Consider the following 17,913-nt stretch of genomic DNA (forward strand, 5'->3'; position numbering starts at 1 on the left):
CGACGGTGGGGACGGGGGAAGTGGCAACGGGGGGACAAAGCCACTTCCCCCGGTGAGGACGGAACCTGCCAGCCCGAGCCGCAGTCAGGGGGGAAGCTTGCGGCTCGGACCCCGCAGTGAGGTCCTGTCCCTCACCCACCGGTTTCCTGCCAGAACCGGTGGGCTCGTGTTCCATCCTGCGCTTCCCCCGACCGGCCACCCAGCGGCAAAGGGCCCGTACCACAGGGTCATTGGTCCTTAAAGGAAAGGTGAGTGTCCAAACCTGACCGGTTAGACTCACCCGACTTTGCAGCGCCGGTTGGGGAGGCCGACACCGTTCATGGACACCAAGAAGCTCATCACGGGCGTCCTCACCGTGTTCGTCCTCTTCGTGATCATCACCCAGCCGAAGCGGGCGGCGGAGATGGTGGGAATAGGCTTCCAAGGCATATCGGATGCCGCATCCGGCATCGGCGAGTTCATCACCGAACTGGTGAACTGAACCCGTACGCTGAAGCGATTTCCGGACTTCCGGGCCCCCCACTCCGACGGGTGGGGGGCCTTTCGCGTTCACGGCCGGGGCGGCCGGTAAAAAGAATACCCCGATATGCCCAACTTGCCCTCAACACGGCCATATACGGTGCTTGCGCATAGTGCACATCTCTTGTGATGCTATGACCGCTTTTGACCGATGAGTTGACCGAAGAGTTGACCGAAGGGGTGGCGTGACCGTGCCGGCCAGTACTGCGCCTCAGGTACCTCCCCAGCAAGAGCTCCGTCCCCAGGAGCCGCGGGCGCACGAACCCCGCCAGGAGCCGCACGAGGGCCCCCAGGACCGCCCGTCGGCCACCCTGGTCACCACGACCGCCACCGCCGCCACCGCCGCCCCCACGGCGCCCGCGGCCCCCCTCGCCCCCGGCGCCGTCGGCGCCCCCGTCGAGCCGGCCCCGCCGAGGCCCCAGGGGCGGGGCGCCGACACCCGGGCCCTGACCCAGGTGCTCTTCGGGCAGCTGAAGGACCTGGAGCCGGGCACCAGCGAGCACCACCGGGTGCGCGGGGCCCTCATCGAGGCCAACCTCCCGCTCGTCCGGTACGCGGCCGCCCGCTTCCGCAGCCGCAACGAGCCGATGGAGGACGTGGTCCAGGTCGGCACCATCGGCCTGATCAACGCGATCGACCGCTTCGACCCGGAGCGCGGGGTCCAGTTCCCCACCTTCGCCATGCCGACGGTCGTGGGTGAGATCAAACGGTACTTTCGCGACAACGTCCGCACCGTCCACGTCCCGCGCCGCCTCCACGAGCTGTGGGTGCAGGTCAACGCCGCCACCGAGGACCTCACCACCCTCCACGGCCGCACCCCGACCACCGCCGAGATCGCCGAGCGGCTGCGGATCGGCGAGGACGAGGTGCTCTCCTGCATCGAGGCCGGCCGCAGCTACCACGCGACCTCGCTGGAGGCCGCCCAGGAGGGCGACGGCATGCCCGGCCTGCTCGACCGGCTCGGCTACGAGGACCCCGAGCTGGCCGGCGTCGAGCACCGCGACCTCGTACGCCACCTGCTGGTCCAGCTGCCCGAGCGGGAGCAGCGGATCCTCCTCCTGCGCTACTACAACAACCTGACGCAGTCGCAGATCAGCGCGGAGCTCGGCGTCTCGCAGATGCACGTGTCGCGGCTGCTCGCCCGGAGCTTCGCCCGTCTGAGATCCGCAAACAGGATCGAGGCTTAACCGGATCGGGTGGAGCCGTTACCGCGTTTCCCTACAGAATCGGCTCATTCCGCTCGGTCGGCTCTCTGTCGCTGGAGATACTTGTCGACATGACGCTACAGCGTGTTGCCGACATGTGACATTCTGCTGGAACCGCGTTTGCCGCAGCCCCGCCTCCGGTATTCAGGTGGAGGCTGCGTTCCTCCGACGGGCGCAGAGACGCGACCGTCCGCGACCTCAAGGGGGTGGCATGTCCGCAGAACAGGGCAGCTCCAAGGTGCTCACGCTCGTCAAGCGTGAGCTGCCGGCAGTGTCCGACCGCTCGGAAGCCATCGACACCCGCACCCTCTCCCGCTCCCTCTTCCAGCGACTTGCCGCCCTGGACGCGGACAGCCCCGAACGGGCGTACGTACGTGACACCCTGATCGAGCTGAACCTGCCGCTGGTGCGCTACGCGGCGGCCCGGTTCCGCAGCCGCAACGAGCCGATGGAGGACATCGTCCAGGTCGGCACCATCGGCCTGATCAAGGCGATCGACCGGTTCGACTGCGAACGCGGCGTGGAGTTCCCGACGTTCGCGATGCCGACCGTCGTGGGCGAGATCAAACGATTCTTTCGGGACACTTCCTGGTCCGTCCGCGTCCCGCGCCGGCTCCAGGAACTGCGCCTCGCGCTGACCAAGGCCAGCGACGAGCTCGCCCAGAAGCTGGACCGGTCCCCGACCGTTCCGGAGCTGGCGGCCGTGCTCGGCGTGACCGAGGAGGAGGTCGTCGACGGCCTCGCCGTGGGCAACGCCTACACCGCCTCCTCGCTCGACTCGCCCTCCCCGGAGGACGAGGGCGGCGAGGGCTCGCTCGCGGACCGGCTCGGGTACGAGGACAGCGCGCTCGAGGGTGTGGAGTACCGCGAGTCGCTCAAGCCGCTGCTGGCCAAACTCGCGCCCCGGGAACGGCAGATCATCATGCTGCGGTTCTTCGCGAACATGACCCAGTCGCAGATCGGCGAGGAGGTCGGCATCTCCCAGATGCATGTCTCCCGGCTGCTCACCCGGACGCTCGCCCAGCTGCGGACGGGCCTGATCGGGGACTGAGCCACGAGACTGAGCCACGAGCGCGGGGTTCACATTTGACATTCCGTCAGGAAAACTGGCGCGATGCGAACGGGATCCCGCGCTGCGCTCACCCTCGCCCTGTGCTGCACGGCCGCCGCCGCCCTCACCGGCTGCGGCGGCCCGGGACGCGGCTACGTCGCCGTGGGCGCGGCGGCCCCCGGCCCCGAACGGGGTGCGGGGGAGAACGTGCCGCCCCGGAGCCAGGTGGAGTTCCAGCCGCTGGCGCCTGCCGGATCGGGCCCTTCCGCGGGCGCTTCCGTTCTTACGCCGCCCGGCGCGCCCGGGTCCCAGCCGCCCGGTGGCTCCGCCCAAGGCGGAGCGACGGCCACCGCCCCCGGAGGCTCCGACCCGGCCCCCGGCACCCCGCCGGACCCAGGCACCCCTGCCGCCCCCGGCGGCACCGGGGGCGCGGGCACCGGCGGCACACCGCCGGGCGGAGGCAGCCCACCGGCCCCTCCCGGGACCCCCGGCACCCCGACCCCTCCCGCCACACCCGGAACTCCAGGCACCCCGGCCCCTCCGGCCCCTCCCGCCCCTCCCGCCCCGAAGCCGGGCACCACACCGCCGGCCCCGCCGGCCACCCCGGCCCAGCTCACGCTGAGCGCCCCGGTCCGCGCGGCGGCGCCCGACCGCTGGTGCGAACGCGTCACGGTGACCTTCACCAACACCGGGAGCACCGCGGCCCGTTCGGGCACGGTCGGCTTCGCGACGCACATCATCGGCGCCCTCGGCGTCGACTGGGCCACGATCACCACGACCCAGCCCCTGCCCGCCCCGCTCGCCGGCGGCGCGTCGAAGACGCAGACCTACACGGTCTGCGTCGAGGCCTGGCGGGTCCCGCTGGGCATGCACGTGGAGACCCGGAAGGTCACCGCCACCTGGAGCTGAGCCCGGAGCGGTGGGCTTTCCGATTCCTTTACCGCCCCACCCCCAGATTCATTTGCCTGTAGCAACCATGCGGTTCTATGGTTGCCCTAAGCAACAAGATGGGGGTGGCTCCCGGTGACCACGCGGACAGCCCAGCACACCCGGTACGAGGAACTGGCCCGCCAGCTCACCGGCGTCGGCGCGGTCAAACGCGACCTGGCCCGGGTCCTGCCCCCGCACTGCCCGCCCGGATCCGCCGCCGTCCTCACCATCCTCGACCGGCACGGCGAGATGCGGCTCAGCCGGCTGACCGAGTTCATGGCCGTCGACATCTCGGTCAGCAGCCGGCACGTCGCCCACGTGGCGCAGCACGGCTGGATCGAGCGGGAGACCGACCCCGGCGACGGCCGCTGCCGGATCCTGCGCCTCACCGAGGCGGGCCGCGCCATGCTCACCGACCTCGGCGCCCGCTACACGGACGCGCTGGAGAAGGCGCTGGCCGGCTGGTCGGCCGAGGACATCGACGTACTGAACACCCTGCTGGCCCGACTCCGATCGAGCTTCTAGGCAAAGGAAAAACATGGCTACGACCACACCCACCGGTGTGCGGGGAGGCGGCCAGTCGGAGACCACGTCCGACGGCACACCCATGACCCACCCGCAGATCATGAAGGCGCTGTCCGGGCTCATGCTCGGCATGTTCGTGGCGATCCTGTCCTCCACGATCGTCTCCAACGCCCTGCCGCAGATCATCAGCGACCTCGGCGGCACCCAGTCCTCCTACACCTGGGTCGTCACCGCCGCCCTGCTGTCGATGACGGCCGCGACCCCGCTCTGGGGCAAGCTGTCCGACCTCTTCAGCAAGAAGCTGCTCGTCCAGATATCCCTGGTGATCTACGTCCTCGGTTCCGTGGTCGCGGGCCTGTCCCAGAACACCGGGATGCTGATCGCCTGCCGCGTGGTCCAGGGCATCGGCGTCGGCGGCCTCTCCGCCCTCGCCCAGATCGTGATGGCCGCGATGATCTCCCCGCGCGAGCGCGGACGCTACAGCGGCTACCTCGGCGCGGTCTTCGCCGTCGCCACCGTCGGCGGCCCGCTGCTCGGCGGCGTCATCACCGACACCGAGTGGCTGGGCTGGCGCTGGTGCTTCTACGTCGGCGTGCCGTTCGCGGTCATCGCGCTGATCGTGCTCCAGAAGACCCTGCGGCTCCCGGTGGTCCGCCGGGACGTCAAGGTCGACTGGCTGGGCGCCTTCCTGATCAGCGGGGCGGTCTCACTGCTGCTGATCTGGGTCACCCAGGCCGGCGACTCGTACGACTGGATCTCCTGGACCACCCTGGCGATGACCGGCGGCGCCGTGGCGCTCGGCCTGCTCTTCGTCCTCGTCGAGTCCCGGGCGAGCGACCCGATCATCCCGCTGCGGCTGTTCCGCAACAAGACCATCAGCCTGGCCTCGGCCGCCTCGCTCTTCGTCGGCATCGCGATGTTCTCCGGCACGGTCTTCTTCAGCCAGTACTTCCAGCTGGCCCGGGACGAGTCCCCCACCATGTCGGGCGTCCTGACCATCCCGATGATCGCCGGCCTCTTCGTCTCCTCCACGGTCTCCGGCCAGGTCATCACCAAGACCGGCAAGTGGAAGGCCTGGCTGGTCTCCGGCGGCGTGCTGCTGACCGCCGGACTCGGGCTGCTGGGCACCCTGCGCTACGACACCCCGTACTGGCACATCGCGGTCTTCATGGCGCTGACCGGCCTCGGCCTCGGCATGATGATGCAGAACCTGGTCCTCGCCACCCAGAACCAGGTGGCCCCCGAGGACCTCGGCGCCGCCAGCTCCGTCGTCACCTTCTTCCGCTCCCTCGGCGGCGCCATGGGCGTCTCGGCGCTGGGCGCGGTCATGGCCAACCGGGTCACCCACTACGTCCAGGAGGGGCTGACCGCACTCGGCCCGAAGGCCGCGGCCCTGGGGCACGGCGGCACCGCCGGGGGCGGGATCCCCGACCTCGACAAGCTGCCCGCGCCGTTCCGGACCGTCATCGAGTCCGCGTACGGGCACGGCGTCGGCGACGTCTTCCTCTACGCCGCCCCGACCGCGCTGCTCGCGCTGGTGCTGGTGCTGTTCATCAAGGAGGTCGCGCTGAAGTCGAAGCCGGCCGTGCACAGCCCGGAGGCGGAGAGCGCCGACGCCGCCGCGCAGGCCAAGGCCTGACCAAGGCCGAGACGGGCATGAACGGGCCCGGGCCTGGACCGGAAGGGGTTCAGGCCCGGGCCGCTGCCGTGTGCGCGGCCTTGGCCTCGATGCCCGCGATCAGCACGTCGAGGGCCAGGGCGAATTCCGCCTCGGGCGCCCGCCGGACCGTGCCCCCGCAGCCGTTCAGGGCGCAGCCGCTCAGGAACTGGGAGACGGCCAGGTGCGCGCCGGTCCGGGCGGTGTCCGCCAGGCCGGTGGCCTCCAGCAGCCGGCGCAGGGCGGCGTCGAAGGCCCGCGCGTGCGGGCCGATGTTCGGGTAGGCGACGCTGAGCGGCGCCACCCACGGATGCTCCGCCAGCAGCCGCCGGTAGCCGCCGGCCAGGGTCCGCAGCCGGGCCGGCCAGCCCTCCTGCGGGGGCGGGCCGGCCGGCAGCCGCTGCTGGCCCAGGGCGCTGTCCAGGGCCAGTTCGAGCAGATCGTGCTTGGTGTCGACGTACCAGTACAGGGACATCGCGGTGACCCCGAGATCGGCGGCCAGCCGGCGCATGGAGAACCGGCCCAGCCCCTCCGCGTCCAGCAGCCGCACGGTGGCGGCGGTGATCCGGTCCCGGTCCAGGCCCGAGGGTGCCTCGCTGCGGCGTCTGGTGGGGGCGGCGGGCCTGGCGGCCAGCCACACACTGGTCCTGGCATCGCCCGGATCAGCCTCGGTCACCATGGAGGCACCCTCCTCACCACAAGGGGATCAGCCCGGAATGCCCGGTCCGCCCTCTTGATGCTAGGGGGTGTCCGGTGGATCAGGGGCGGATCAGGACGGGTCGGCCGAGGGGGCGGCCGTCAGGTCGTAGAAGGTGGCCCCGCCGATGGTGGTGGCCTTGAAGTTCGCCCGCACCCAGCTGTCGATGGCCGTACCGCCGGACCCGCCGGGACCTCCTCCGGCCCGGTTCGCGCCCGCTGCGATGAACCAGTGGATCTTCCCCGACTTCACGTACCCCTTGAACTGCGCGAGTGTCGGCGATGGGTCGCTGCCGTTGAAGCCGCCGATCGGCATTACGGGCGCGCCGGAGGCCAGCTGGTAACTGGCCGCGTTCTGGGAGCCGATGGTGGCCGCCGCCCAGGTGTAGCGGGAGGCGTCGGTGCTCAGCGCGGCCTTGGCCTCGGCGCCGACCCGGGTACCGCCCAGGAGCCCGCCGGGGCCGCCGGCCCCGCCGCCCTGGCGGTCGCGTACGCCCTCACCGCCCGGGGTGGCCTGGCCGTTCGCGCCGCCTTGGCCGTTCGGCTGCGGCTGCATCGGGCCGGGACCACCCATCGGAGCACCGCCCTGGGGTGCGCCCTGCTGACCGCCCTGCGGACCACCGCCCTGGCCGCCCGGTCCGCCCAGCGGCTGCTCGCCGCCGGGGGCGAAGCGCATCCCGCCCGGGCCGCCGCCCCGGCCGCCCGCCACCTCCGGGCCGGCCGTCACGATGGACCCGGTGTGGCCGGTGGCGATCGTGGTCAGGCAGTACGCGAACGGGCCCGCGAGGGCCGCGCCCAGTCCCAGCGCAGCCGTCGCGAGCAACACCCGGCGCCCGGCGCGCGCGGCGAAGGGCAGCAGGGCGGCGGCGAGCAGCCCGCCCACCAGCACCGCCCAGCGCAGCCACGGCAGGTAGCCGGAGGAGCGGCCGAGGAGCACGTACGACCAGACGGCGGTCAGGGCCAGCGTCCCGGACAGGGTGAGCACGGCGGCCTTGTTGCCCCGTTCCTCCCAGAGCACGGCCACGCCCATGCCGGTCAGCGCGGCCACGAAGGGCGCCAGCGCGACCGTGTAGTACTCGTGGAAGATGCCCTGCATGTAGCTGAAGACGAGCACGGTGATCAGCAGCGAGCCGCCCCAGGCGAGGAAGGCCGCGCGGGCCATGCCCTCCAGGGAGTCGGTGGCCCGGCGGGCCCGCCAGGTGACCAGCAGCCCGGCCACGAGCAGTACCAGCGCCGCCGGCAGCAGCCAGGAGATCTGGCCGCCGATGTTGGACGAGAACAGCCGGTCGATGCCGGTCTCCCCCCAGCCCCCGCCCCCGGTGCGCAGGCCCGGGCCGCCCTCGGGCATCCCGTACGCCGCGGTCGCGCCGGCCCCGGCCCGCCCGCCGCCGACGCTGCCGGTCTCGTTGCCGTTCAGCCGGCCGAGCCCGTTGTAGCCGAAGGTGAGTTCCAGGAAGGAGTTGTTCTGCGAGCCGCCGATGTAGGGGCGGGAGGAAGCGGGCCACAGCTCCACCACGGCCACCCACCAGCCGCCGGCCACCACCGCCGCCAGCCCGGCGAGCAGCAGCTGCCCGAGCCTGCGGCGCAGCCGGGTCGGCGCGCAGACGGCGTACAGCAGGGCCAGCGGCGGCAGGATGACGAAGGCCTGCAGGGTCTTCGTCAGGAAGCCCAGGCCGATCGCCGCCCCGGCCGCCACCAGCCATCCGGTCCGCGCCCCGTCCAGGGCGCGGAGCACGCAGTACACGGTGACGGTCAGCAGCAGCGTCAGCAGCGCGTCGGGGTTGTTGAAGCGGAACATCAGCGCGGCGACGGGCGTGAGCGCGAAGGCGGCGCCGCTCAGCAGCGCCGCCGCGGGCCCGAACTGGCGGCGTACGGCGGCGTACAGCACGGCGGTGGTGCCGACGCCCATCAGGGCCTGCGGTACGAGGATCTGCCAGGAGCCGAGCCCGAACAGCCGGACGGACAGCATCATCGGCCACAGGGCGGCCGGGGGCTTGTCGACGGTGATGGAGTTCCCGGCGTCGGAGGAGCCGAAGAAGAAGGCCTTCCAGCTCTCGGAGCCGGCCTGGACGGCGGCGGAGTAGAAGGAGTTGGCGTAGCCGGAGGCGCCCAGGTTCCACAGCAGCAGCACGGCGGTGGCCAGCAGCAGCGCCGCGTACGCGGGCCGCTCCCAGCGCGGCCGGTCGGCGGCGTGGCGGCCGGTACGGGCCCGGGACTCGGGGACCGGGAAGAGCGGGGGCGCTGCGGTGGTCATCGGGTGTCGTCCTTCACGGGAGTGGTGCGGCGCTCGGGGAAGACCCAGGCACGGAAGAGGAGGAACCGCAGCACGGTGGCGGCGAGGTTGGCCGTGATCAGTACGGCCAGCTCGGTGCTGTGGGAGGGGTCGGCGGAGGCCGCGCCGAGGGCGGCGAGCGAACCGCTGGTCAGGGCCAGTCCGATGGCGAAGACCACCAGCCCCTGGGCCTGGTGGCGCACGGCGCGGTACCGGCCCCGGACGCCGAAGGTGAGCCGGCGGTTGGCGGCGGTGTTGGCCACGGCCGAGACCAGCAGGGCGCCGGCGTTGGCGAGCTGCGGTCCGGCGCCGAGCCGGAAGAGGGAGTAGAGGGCGAGGTAGCAGAGGGTGGACAGCACCCCGACCACGCAGAAGCCGAGGAGCTGGCGGGCCAGCCCGCGCGGCACCCCCGGCAGGGCGGTGCGGTCGCGCGGATCGTCGCCGAAGGGGCGGGCGAGCCGGTCGAGCGGGAGCGCTCCGACCGTCAGCGCCCGGCCCACCCGCCAGACGCCCTTCAGGTCCTCAGTGGCGGTCTTCACGATGTGGACCGTGGAGTCGGGATCGTCCACCCAGTCCACCGGCACCTCGTGGATCCGCAGCCCGGCCCGCTCGGCCAGCACGAGCATCTCGGTGTCGAAAAACCAGCCGGTGTCCTCCACCAGGGGCAGCAGCCGCTCCGCCACCTCCCGCCGGATGGCCTTGAACCCGCACTGGGCATCGCTGAACCGGGCGGCGAGGGAGGAGCGCAGCAGCAGGTTGTAGGCCCGGGAGACGAACTCCCGCTTGGCTCCCCGCACCACCCGCGAGGAGCGGGCGAGCCGGGTACCGATGGCCAGGTCGGAGTGGCCGGAGATCAGCGGGGCGACCAGCGGCAGCAGCGCGTTCAGGTCGGTGGAGAGGTCCACGTCCATGTAAGCGAGGACGGGTGCCTCCGAGCGGGACCAGACGGTGCGCAGGGCGCGGCCGCGGCCCTTCTCCTCCAGTCGGATACTGCGTACGCCGTCGGTCCCGGCGGCGAGTCCGGCCGCGACCTCGGGGGTGCGGTCGGTACTGGCGTTGTCGGCGATGGTGATGCGGAAGGGGTACGGAAAGGTACGGGTGAGGTGTGCGTGCAGCCGGCGCACGCAGGGACCGAGGTCCTTCTCCTCGTTGAAGACCGGGATCACCACGTCGAGTACGGGCTCACCGGGCGCGGACGCGAGGGGCGCCCGGGCCGGGAGGGCGCCGGGAGAGGTGTCGGTTGGCATGTTCCGAGCCTCGCCAGGCGCCCTGTCACCTCGGTGTGGTGAGCCTGTGCCCCGTCTGTGAGTACGGCCCCGGGGCGTGGGCCGCCAGGGGCAGTAGCACCTCGAAGCAGGTCCGGCCGGGCTCGCTGCGTACGTCGACCCGGCCGCCGTGCGCGGTGACGACGGCCTCGACGATGGCGAGGCCGAGTCCGGTGGAGCCCGCCGCGCGGGAGCGCGAGGCATCCCCACGGGCGAAGCGCTCGAAGACGTGGGGCAGCAGCTCGGGCGGGATCCCGGGGCCGTCGTCCTCGATCCGCAGCCGGACGGCGGGGGTTCCGGCGGATGTTCCGGCGGACGTCTCGGCGGATGTTTCACGTGAAACATGGGCCGTGACGGTGGTGCCGGGCGGGGTGTGGGTGCGGGCGTTGGCGAGGAGGTTCACCAGGACCTGCTGGATCCGGGCGGGGTCGGCGCGGACGGGCGCGGGTTCGTCGGGGAGTGCCAGGCGCCAGTGGTGGCCGGGGCCGGCGGCGCGGGCATCGCTGACGGCGTCGACGACGAGCGGGGCCAGGTCGGTGTCCTCGACGGACAGCGGGCGGCCCGCGTCCAGCCGGGCCAGCAGCAGCAGGTCCTCGACCAGTCCGGTCATCCGGGTGGCCTCGGACTCGATCCGGCCCAGGGCGTGGCGGGTGTCGGGGCCGGGCTCCTCCCGTCCCCTGCGGGTGAGTTCGGCGTAGCCGCGGATGGAGGCCAGCGGGGTGCGCAGCTCGTGGGAGGCGTCGGCGACGAACTGCCGGACCTGCGTCTCGCTCTGCTGGCGGGCCGTCAGTGCGGAGGAGACGTGCCCCAGCATCCGGTTGAGGGCGGCGCCGACCTGGCCCACCTCGGTACGGGGGTCGGCCTCGGCGTCCGGGACCCGCTCGTGCAGGGCGGGTTCGCCGCTGTGCAGGGGGAGTTCGGAGACCCGGGTGGCGGTGGCGGCGACCCGGCGCAGCGGGCGCAGGGCGACCGCGACCAGGGCCTGCCCGGCGAGGGAGGCCGCGATCAGCCCGGCCAGGGTGACGCAGACCTCGACGGCGATCAGGGTGCTCACGGTGGAATCGACCCCCTGGAGCGGGAAGCCGAGTACCAGGGAGCCGTCGGGGGCGGCCACCGCCCGGTACGCGCCGAGGCCCGGCAGGTCCAGGTCCACCGGGGCGGGGCGGCCCTGGGCGGCCTTGCGGGCGACCCCGGCGAGGACGGTGCTCTGGGATTCGGTGAGGTGCTCCCGGTGGTCGAGGCCCTGACCGGCCACGGGGACGATGCGGGCGCCGCCGAGCACCTTCCCGGTGAGGTCGAGCCGGATCCCGGCGGCGCCCATCGGGGAGCCGGGGGCGAAGACGAAGCCGAGGCCGGCGTCCCGGGCGGCCTTCCCGGCGCCCGGGCCCCGGGTGGCCATCTCGGCGGAGGTGGTCAGCTGCTTGTCGAGCTCGCCGACCAGGCGGGAGCGCATGGCGAGGGTGGTGACGGTGCCGATGGCCGCGCCCACGACGGCGATCAGCGCCACCGCCGATACGACCAGCCGCGTCCGCAGCGACCAGGGACCCCGGCGCGACGGGCGCGGGCGGGCCCCCCGAGGTGGCCGGGACAGGGGCGGACGGGACAGGGCCGGGCGGGGGAGCCGGAGGGACACTACTCGGCCGGCTTGATCAGGTAGCCGGCCCCGCGCCGGGTGTGGATCATCGGGGGCAGGCCGGTGCCGCCCTCCAGCTTCCGGCGCAGGTAGGAGATGTAGAGCTCCACCACGTTGGCCTGGCCGCCGAAGTCGTAGGACCACACCCGGTCCAGGATCTGCGCCTTGCTCAGCACCCGGCGCGGGTTGCGCATCAGGTAGCGCAGCAGCTCGAACTCCGTGGCGGTCAGGTGGACCTCCTGACCGCCACGGACCACTTCGTGGCTGTCCTCGTCCAGGCGCAGGTCGCCGACGGCCAGGACCGAGCCGCCGCGCGCGACCTGCGCCGCGCCGGAGCGGCGGACCAGCCCGCGCAGCCGGGCCACGACCTCCTCCAGGCTGAACGGCTTGGTGACGTAGTCGTCGCCGCCCGCCGTCAGGCCCGCGATGCGGTCCTCGACGGAGTCCTTGGCGGTCAGGAACAGCACCGGGACCTGTGGGATCTCCCGGCGCAGCCGGCCCAGCACGGCCAGCCCGTCCATGTCCGGGAGCATGATGTCGAGGACCACCACGTCCGGCCGGAACTCCCGCGCGGCCCGCACGGCGCCCGCCCCGTCGCCGGCGCTGCGGACCTCGCAGCCCTCGTAGCGCAGGGCCATGGACAGCAGCTCGGAGAGCGGGGCCTCGTCGTCGACGACGAGCACCCGGCAGGGTCCGCCGTCGGGCCGCAGCAGGGCCGTCGGGTTGCCGGTGGACGTGGACGCGTGGGAGGTGGTCGTCGCGGTCATGTCCTCACGCTGGCCGCCGCCTCTGAGAGGGCTCTTGCCCCTGGCTGTGAATCTCCTGAGAAAGGGCGCTCAGGAGGTGAGGCCGAAGAGGCGGGCGCCGTTGTCGTGGCAGACCGCGCGCAGCCAGTCGTCGCCCAGGCCCAGCCGTTCCAGGGCCTCCAGCTGGTGCTCGTAGGGGTAGGGGATGTTCGGGAAGTCGGTGCCCAGCAGGATCCGGTCGCCGAGGTCTGCGAGCCGTCCGAGGTCCCCGGGAGGGAAGCCGCTGAGCCGCTCCGAGAAGTCGGTGAAGGCCATGGTGGTGTCGAGGCGGACCTCCGGGTACCGGTCGGCCAGGTCGAGGAAGTCCGCGTACTCGGGCATCCCCATGTGCGCGACGACCAGCGGCAGCCGGGGGTGGCGGGCCAGCAGCCGGGCGATCGGCTCGGGTCCGGTGTGCTTGCCCGGGGAGGGCCCCGAGCCGCAGTGGATCACGGTCGGGATCCGCGCCTCGGCCAGCAGCCCCCACACCGGTTCGAGCCGCTCGTCGTTCGGGTCGTACCCGCCGACCTGGAGGTGCGCCTTGAAGATCCGGGCCCCGCCCTCCACGGCCTGCGCGGTGTACGCCGCCACGTCCTGCTCCGGGAAGAAGGTCGCGGTGTGCAGGCAGTCGGGGGTGCGGGCGGCGAAGTCCGCGGCCCACGCGTTGAGCCAGGCGGCCATCGCGGGCTTGTGCGGGTAGAGCATGGAGGTGAAGGCGCGGACCCCGAACTCCCTGAGCAGCGCGACCCGCTGCTCCTCCTCGTGCCGGTAGGTGATGGGCCACTGCACGCCGGTCAGGGGACCGACGGCGTCGAAGTAGTCCCAGACCTTCTCCAGGACACGCTCGGGCATGAAGTGCGTGTGGACGTCCACCAGTCCGGGCACGCCGAGCCGCTCCCGGAAGGCGCGGACCGCCTCAGCCGTTGCGGGCAAAGCCGTGGCTCCGCTCGACGGTCGCGATGTGCAGGGTGTAGCTCTCGTACCAGTGGGCGCGGCCCTGCTTCATGGCGGCCTGGTGCTCCAGGTCCTCGCGCCAGACTCCCAGGGACTCGTGGTCGCGGAAGTAGGCGACGGTGATACCGAGGCCGCCGGGGGTGCGCGCGAACTCGTAGCCGAGGAAGCCGGGATTCTCCCGGACGATCTCGTTCATCCGGGTGTTGGTCTCGGGATAGCCGGTCTCGTCGGGGGTGCGGACGTTGGTGAATACGGCCATGACATACGGCGGTTCGAACGCCGGAACGGGCTGGATGCTCATGCCCTCCACCCTCGGCGGAAGGCCCTGGCATGTCCATCAAAAACAGCCCCGTCAGGCCAAAGGGATCCAAGTTTTGACCTTGCCGCCACCAGGCACGGAAGGTCGGAACGCGGCCGGAGCCGGTCAGAACAGCCCGCCCTGTTCGACCTCGGGCAGCGCGGGCGCGATCGCGGTGAGCGGTACGTCGGTGAGCGCCTCCCCGGGCGCGGCGGCCAGCTCCCATCCGGCCAGCAGCCGGGTGTCCACCACGAGTCCGTCCGTGAAGTGCAGGTCCGGCCCGGCGGCCCCCGCCAGCCGCCCCACGACGGTCCCGCCGGGCACCAGCGCCGTGACCACCCGGGCCGGTACGGGCAGCCCGGCCAGTCCGAACGGCCCGGCGTGGTCGGTGATCTCGCACCCCACCCGTTCCAGCGACTCGGGCCACCCGGGCAGCGCGACGGCCCGGGCGTGCAGCCCGGCGACCTCCCCGGCCCGCTCGGGCTCCGGCGGCAGCTGGGCGCGTACGGCGCGCTTGCGGGCGTACGCGATCCGGTCGGGCACCCCGAGGGCGGCCCGCAGCAGCTCCTCGGTCCGGCGCGCCGCCATCAGCGGTCCGCGCCCGAGCCAGGCCCAGGTCACCGCGCCCTGCTCCAGCAGCCGGACCGGACCGCGCTCCTCGGCGGTGATGCCGACCTTGACCATGCCGGGCCCGAACCACGCCAGGTACACGCGGTAGGTGCGCGGGTCGGCGGCGTTGGTGTCGGCGGCCACCGAGAAGGACCGGTCCAGCCGGGCGCACTCGGGGCACTGGGCGTTCCCCGCACGGCCCGGGACGGTCCGATCCGTGGGGCACGGGGTGCGCTTGCCGGCCCGTCGCACACCCAGGCAGTGCCGCTCGCCGCGGGCGGTGAAGGCCAGCCGCTGCCCGGGCGTGAGCCGGCTGCCGCGCTCCCCCCGCCCGTACCACCCGATGGCCGGGCCCTCCTCGCTCCACCGGATCCCGGTGCACCGCCAGCCCGCGGCGGTCTCGCTCACAGTGGGAGCGGACGCTCGAAGAAGGTCTCCAGGACGACGGTGGCCTGCGTGCCGCTGACCCCGTCGATGGCGTAGAGCCGCCGCAGGACGTCCTGGAGCTGCTCGGTGGTGGCCGTGCGCACCTTGACCAGCACCGAGGCGCTGCCCGCGATGATGTGCGCCTCCTGGATCTCGGGGATGGCGGCGAAGTCCTCCGCCGACTCGCCCATCCAGGCGTTGGAGTCGACCATCACGTAGGCCAGCACCCCGCTGCCGACGGCGGCCGGGTCCACGTCGACGGTGGTCCGCCGGATGACCCCGCGCTCGCGCAGTTTGCGTACGCGCTCGTGGGTGGCCCCGGCCGAGAGTCCGACGGCCGCACCGAGGGCGGCGTAGGACTGGCCCGCGTCCTGCTGGAGAAGCAGGACGAGCGCCCGGTCGATGTCGTCCACGCGGTCTTCCTCCCATGGGCCCGTCGGACCCCTTGAGCCCCTTGAGCCCGTCGGCTCTTGCGAAGACGGTACCTGATCCTGCAATCTCACCATCACACCGAACAAAATTCGGCGCCACACCCATTTGGGGGAATCGTGTTGGGCATAGCCGACCTCACCTTGTACGAGATCCTGGACGAGCGCTTCCGAACCGGCCGCTGCGCCAACGGCGACGCCCGCCTGGAGCGGCTCTACGACGACTGCCGCTGGGCCGAGGGCCCGCTGTACCTGCCGGCCTGGCGCCAGCTCGTGTGGAGCGACATCCCCAACGACCGGATGCTGCGCTGGGACGAGGCGACCGGCGCGGTGTCCGTCTTCCGCTCCCCGGCCGGCCACTCCAACGGCAACACCCTCGACCGCGAGGGCCGCCTGATCACCTGTGAGCAGGGCAACCGGCGGGTCACCCGCACCGAGCCGGACGGCAGCCTCACCGTCATCGCCGACCGCTACGACGGCAAGCGGCTCAACAGCCCCAACGACGCGGTGGTCCGCTCGGACGGCTCCATCTGGTTCTCCGACCCGGACTTCGGCATCACCAACGACTACGAGGGCAGGCGCGCGCCGAGCGAGATCGGCGCCTGCAACCTCTACCGGGCCGACCCGGCCACCGGCGAGGTCCGCCTCGTCGCCGACGGCTTCCTCGGCCCGAACGGGCTGGTCTTCTCACCCGACGAGAGCGAGCTGTACGCGGCCGACACCCGCGCCGGCCACATCCGCGCCTTCAAGGTCGGCGACGACGGCACCCTCAGCGGGGACCGCGTCTTCACGGACTGCCCCTCGGTGGACAACATCCGCTTCGACGACGAGGGCCGGCTGTGGGCGGCCGCGATGGCCTCGGGCGTGCACTGCTACGCGGCGGACGGAGACCTCATCGGCCGCCTGCACGTCCCGGAACCCGTCTCGAACATCGCCTTCGGAGGCCCGAAGAACAACCGCCTCTTCATCACCGCCACCACCTCGCTCTACTCGCTGGTGCTCTCGGTGACCGGCCTCCCGCGCGTCCTGCCCGGCCGCCCCTGAGGCCCCTGAGGCCCCGGACCGCCGCTGCGGCCGGACGGGCCTAGCGCGCCACGAACTGCGTCAGGATCGCCTGCATCTCGTAGATGTCGACCCCCTTGGTGAAGGTCTTCTCGATCGGCGCCGCGCTGCCGGATATCCATATCTTGAGCTCGGCGTCGAGATCGAAATGCCCGGCCGTCTCCACGGAGAAGTGCGTGATGCTCCGGTACGGGACGGAGTGGTACTCCACCTTCTTGCCCGTCAGCCCCTGCTTGTCGACGAACACCAGCCGCCGGTCGGTGAACAGGATCGTGTCGCGCACCAGCAGGTACGCGGCATGGACCTGCTCCCCGTGCCCCAGCAGCCGCGCGTAGTCCCGCTGCGCCGACATCGGATCGACAGTGTGCGCGTTCCCGAACAGTCCCATGAGAGCCCCCGATCAAGGTTCGAACGATCTTCGAAAACCTTAGCCGGGGAGCCGCGTGGCCCACGTCCCCCGCAGGAGCCATTCCATCCCTGACATCTCCCGGGGGACGCCTCCTCCTCGGGTACCCCTAAGCCAGGACCAGGGCACACGAAAGAGGCCCTCAGGATTTCTCCTGAGGGCCTCTAGGCTGTGCACTCGGCAGGATTCGAACCTGCAACCTTCTGATCCGTAGTCAGATGCTCTATCCGTTAAGCTACGAGTGCTTGGGCTTCCCGGGGTTTTGCGCCCCGTTGGCCTTGCGAGAACAACAATACATGGACCTCGCCGGGACGCGAAATCCATTAGCCACATGGCCTCTGACCTGCGGAAACGACCTGGAAGAAGATCGTCCGGAAGGATCCGCGGCCGGCCCGCGACTCCGGCGGCCTACCCACCGGCGGCCATCCGAAACCCCTCCAAGCCCTGAACGCACCGAAGCCCCGGTCCATCAGGACCGGGGCTTCGGTGAGGTGCGGAGGCGGAGGGATTTGAACCCTCGATGGGGTGTAAGCCCCAAACCGCATTAGCAGTGCGGCGCCATAGACCGGACTAGGCGACGCCTCCAGCACACCCCCGTGTACGAGGGTGCGTGCAGATGATGACACAGCCGCAGGGCCGCTCACCAATCCGCTCCCACGGTACAAGGAGCCGGGGCCACAGGGCAAAGGCTTAAGCACGCAACGTCGGGGCGGCCGGGTCGTTGGTGAGGCGTACGACGTACGGACGACCTGGAGTGCCCCATGCTGCGTCTCGCCGCCCTCGCCGTCACCTCCGCCCTGGCCGCCGCGGCCGCCGGACCACTGCCACCGCTGCCGCCCCTCGGCCGGCTGCTCGCCACGCCCGACCGGCTCACCATCGAGCTCTCCAACACCGGCAACCGGCTCGTGGACGGCAAGTTCCGGCTCGAGTGCCGCCCGTTCGGCGGCGACCACCCCAAGGCAGAGGACGCCTGCGCCCGTCTCGACGAACTGGCGAGGAAGGGCAAGAACCCCTTCGCCCCGCCCAAGGACGAGGCCTGTTCCTTCCAGAACGGCGGACCGGCCACCGCCCACGTCACGGGAACATGGCGCGGCCAGGAGGTGGACACCACCTTCCGCCGCAGGAACGGATGCGACATCTCCCGGTGGAACAACCTGGAACCTGTCCTTCCGGGGGAGCATTCCTGACCTGG

Annotated in this window: 17 protein-coding genes, 2 tRNA genes and 1 pseudogene; 8 read left to right on the top strand and 12 right to left on the bottom strand. The window is 72.1% G+C overall.

Features of this window, described 5'->3' with window-relative positions; translation table 11 throughout:
- Positions 1-319: 319 nt before the first annotated feature.
- The 6 genes and pseudogenes from OOK34_RS11435 to OOK34_RS11460 all read left to right on the top strand — a co-directional run.
- Positions 320-481, top strand: a complete 162-nt coding sequence (locus OOK34_RS11435) for a hypothetical protein (protein ID WP_164720920.1) — start codon at positions 320-322, stop codon at positions 479-481.
- 229 nt (positions 482-710) lie between these two features.
- Positions 711-1,706, top strand: a complete 996-nt coding sequence (locus tag OOK34_RS11440; RefSeq protein WP_267033743.1) for an RNA polymerase sigma factor SigF — start codon at positions 711-713, stop codon at positions 1,704-1,706.
- A gap of 229 nt (positions 1,707-1,935) precedes the next feature.
- Positions 1,936-2,775: an RNA polymerase sigma factor SigF gene (locus OOK34_RS11445; protein WP_267033744.1), complete on the top strand. Its 840-nt coding sequence runs from the start codon at positions 1,936-1,938 to the stop codon at positions 2,773-2,775.
- Positions 2,776-2,838: 63 nt separating this feature from the next.
- The gene (locus tag OOK34_RS11450; RefSeq protein WP_267033745.1) at positions 2,839-3,684 is read left to right on the top strand and encodes a hypothetical protein; all 846 of its coding nucleotides are present in this window, start codon (positions 2,839-2,841) and stop codon (positions 3,682-3,684) included.
- A 114-nt stretch (positions 3,685-3,798) separates the two neighbouring features.
- Positions 3,799-4,230: a MarR family winged helix-turn-helix transcriptional regulator gene (locus OOK34_RS11455; RefSeq protein ID WP_267033746.1), complete on the top strand. Its 432-nt coding sequence runs from the start codon at positions 3,799-3,801 to the stop codon at positions 4,228-4,230.
- Positions 4,231-4,243: 13 nt separating this feature from the next.
- Positions 4,244-5,806: pseudogene (locus OOK34_RS11460) on the top strand (MDR family MFS transporter); the annotation flags it as partial.
- A gap of 112 nt (positions 5,807-5,918) precedes the next feature.
- Here OOK34_RS11460 and OOK34_RS11465 read toward each other — a convergent pair.
- The 9 genes from OOK34_RS11465 to OOK34_RS11505 all read right to left on the bottom strand — a co-directional run bounded on the left by OOK34_RS11465 (position 5,919) and on the right by OOK34_RS11505 (position 15,238).
- Entirely contained in the window at positions 5,919-6,566 is a 648-nt protein-coding gene (locus tag OOK34_RS11465; RefSeq protein ID WP_267033747.1) for a TetR/AcrR family transcriptional regulator, read from the bottom strand.
- Between the two features lie 90 nt (positions 6,567-6,656).
- Positions 6,657-8,837: a glycosyltransferase family 39 protein gene (locus OOK34_RS11470; RefSeq protein ID WP_267033748.1), complete on the bottom strand. Its 2,181-nt coding sequence runs from the start codon at positions 8,835-8,837 to the stop codon at positions 6,657-6,659.
- Positions 8,834-10,102 (bottom strand): bifunctional glycosyltransferase family 2/GtrA family protein, encoded by a 1,269-nt coding sequence (locus OOK34_RS11475; RefSeq protein WP_267033749.1) that lies wholly within the window; start codon positions 10,100-10,102, stop codon positions 8,834-8,836. Before OOK34_RS11475 ends, OOK34_RS11470 begins: the two co-directional genes overlap by 4 nt.
- A 25-nt stretch (positions 10,103-10,127) precedes the next feature.
- Entirely contained in the window at positions 10,128-11,627 is a 1,500-nt protein-coding gene (locus tag OOK34_RS11480) for an ATP-binding protein (protein ID WP_323183413.1), read from the bottom strand.
- A 125-nt stretch (positions 11,628-11,752) separates the two neighbouring features.
- The gene (locus OOK34_RS11485) at positions 11,753-12,520 is read right to left on the bottom strand and encodes a response regulator transcription factor (RefSeq protein ID WP_323183414.1); all 768 of its coding nucleotides are present in this window, start codon (positions 12,518-12,520) and stop codon (positions 11,753-11,755) included.
- Between the two features lie 69 nt (positions 12,521-12,589).
- Positions 12,590-13,471: an amidohydrolase family protein gene (locus OOK34_RS11490; RefSeq protein ID WP_267033750.1), complete on the bottom strand. Its 882-nt coding sequence runs from the start codon at positions 13,469-13,471 to the stop codon at positions 12,590-12,592.
- Entirely contained in the window at positions 13,455-13,793 is a 339-nt protein-coding gene (locus OOK34_RS11495; RefSeq protein ID WP_267033751.1) for an antibiotic biosynthesis monooxygenase, read from the bottom strand. The genes OOK34_RS11490 and OOK34_RS11495 overlap by 17 nt, the downstream gene beginning before the upstream one ends.
- 123 nt (positions 13,794-13,916) lie before the next feature.
- Positions 13,917-14,807 carry a DUF2797 domain-containing protein gene (locus tag OOK34_RS11500; RefSeq protein WP_267033752.1) on the bottom strand — a complete coding sequence of 297 codons (891 nt, stop codon included), beginning with the start codon at positions 14,805-14,807 and terminating at the stop codon, positions 13,917-13,919.
- Positions 14,804-15,238 (bottom strand): Lrp/AsnC family transcriptional regulator, encoded by a 435-nt coding sequence (locus OOK34_RS11505; RefSeq protein WP_267033753.1) that lies wholly within the window; start codon positions 15,236-15,238, stop codon positions 14,804-14,806. The genes OOK34_RS11500 and OOK34_RS11505 overlap by 4 nt, the downstream gene beginning before the upstream one ends.
- 135 nt (positions 15,239-15,373) lie before the next feature.
- Here OOK34_RS11505 and OOK34_RS11510 point away from each other — a divergent pair, with 135 nt between their 5' ends.
- Entirely contained in the window at positions 15,374-16,297 is a 924-nt protein-coding gene (locus tag OOK34_RS11510; protein ID WP_267033754.1) for an SMP-30/gluconolactonase/LRE family protein, read from the top strand.
- A gap of 40 nt (positions 16,298-16,337) precedes the next feature.
- On the opposite strand, the gene OOK34_RS11515 is transcribed toward OOK34_RS11510, so the two are convergent.
- The 3 genes from OOK34_RS11515 to OOK34_RS11525 form a co-directional block, all read right to left on the bottom strand.
- Entirely contained in the window at positions 16,338-16,703 is a 366-nt protein-coding gene (locus OOK34_RS11515) for a PH domain-containing protein (RefSeq protein ID WP_267033755.1), read from the bottom strand.
- Between the two features lie 190 nt (positions 16,704-16,893).
- Positions 16,894-16,966 (bottom strand) — tRNA-Arg (locus tag OOK34_RS11520).
- A 249-nt stretch (positions 16,967-17,215) separates the two neighbouring features.
- A tRNA-Ser gene (locus tag OOK34_RS11525) sits at positions 17,216-17,306 on the bottom strand.
- A gap of 176 nt (positions 17,307-17,482) precedes the next feature.
- On the opposite strand from OOK34_RS11525, the gene OOK34_RS11530 reads away from it, so the two are divergent.
- Positions 17,483-17,908 carry an SSI family serine proteinase inhibitor gene (locus OOK34_RS11530; RefSeq protein WP_267033756.1) on the top strand — a complete coding sequence of 142 codons (426 nt, stop codon included), beginning with the start codon at positions 17,483-17,485 and terminating at the stop codon, positions 17,906-17,908.
- Positions 17,909-17,913 lie beyond the last annotated feature (5 nt).

The organism is Streptomyces sp. NBC_00091 (genome assembly GCF_026343185.1).
Classification (GTDB): Bacteria; Actinomycetota; Actinomycetes; order Streptomycetales; family Streptomycetaceae; genus Streptomyces.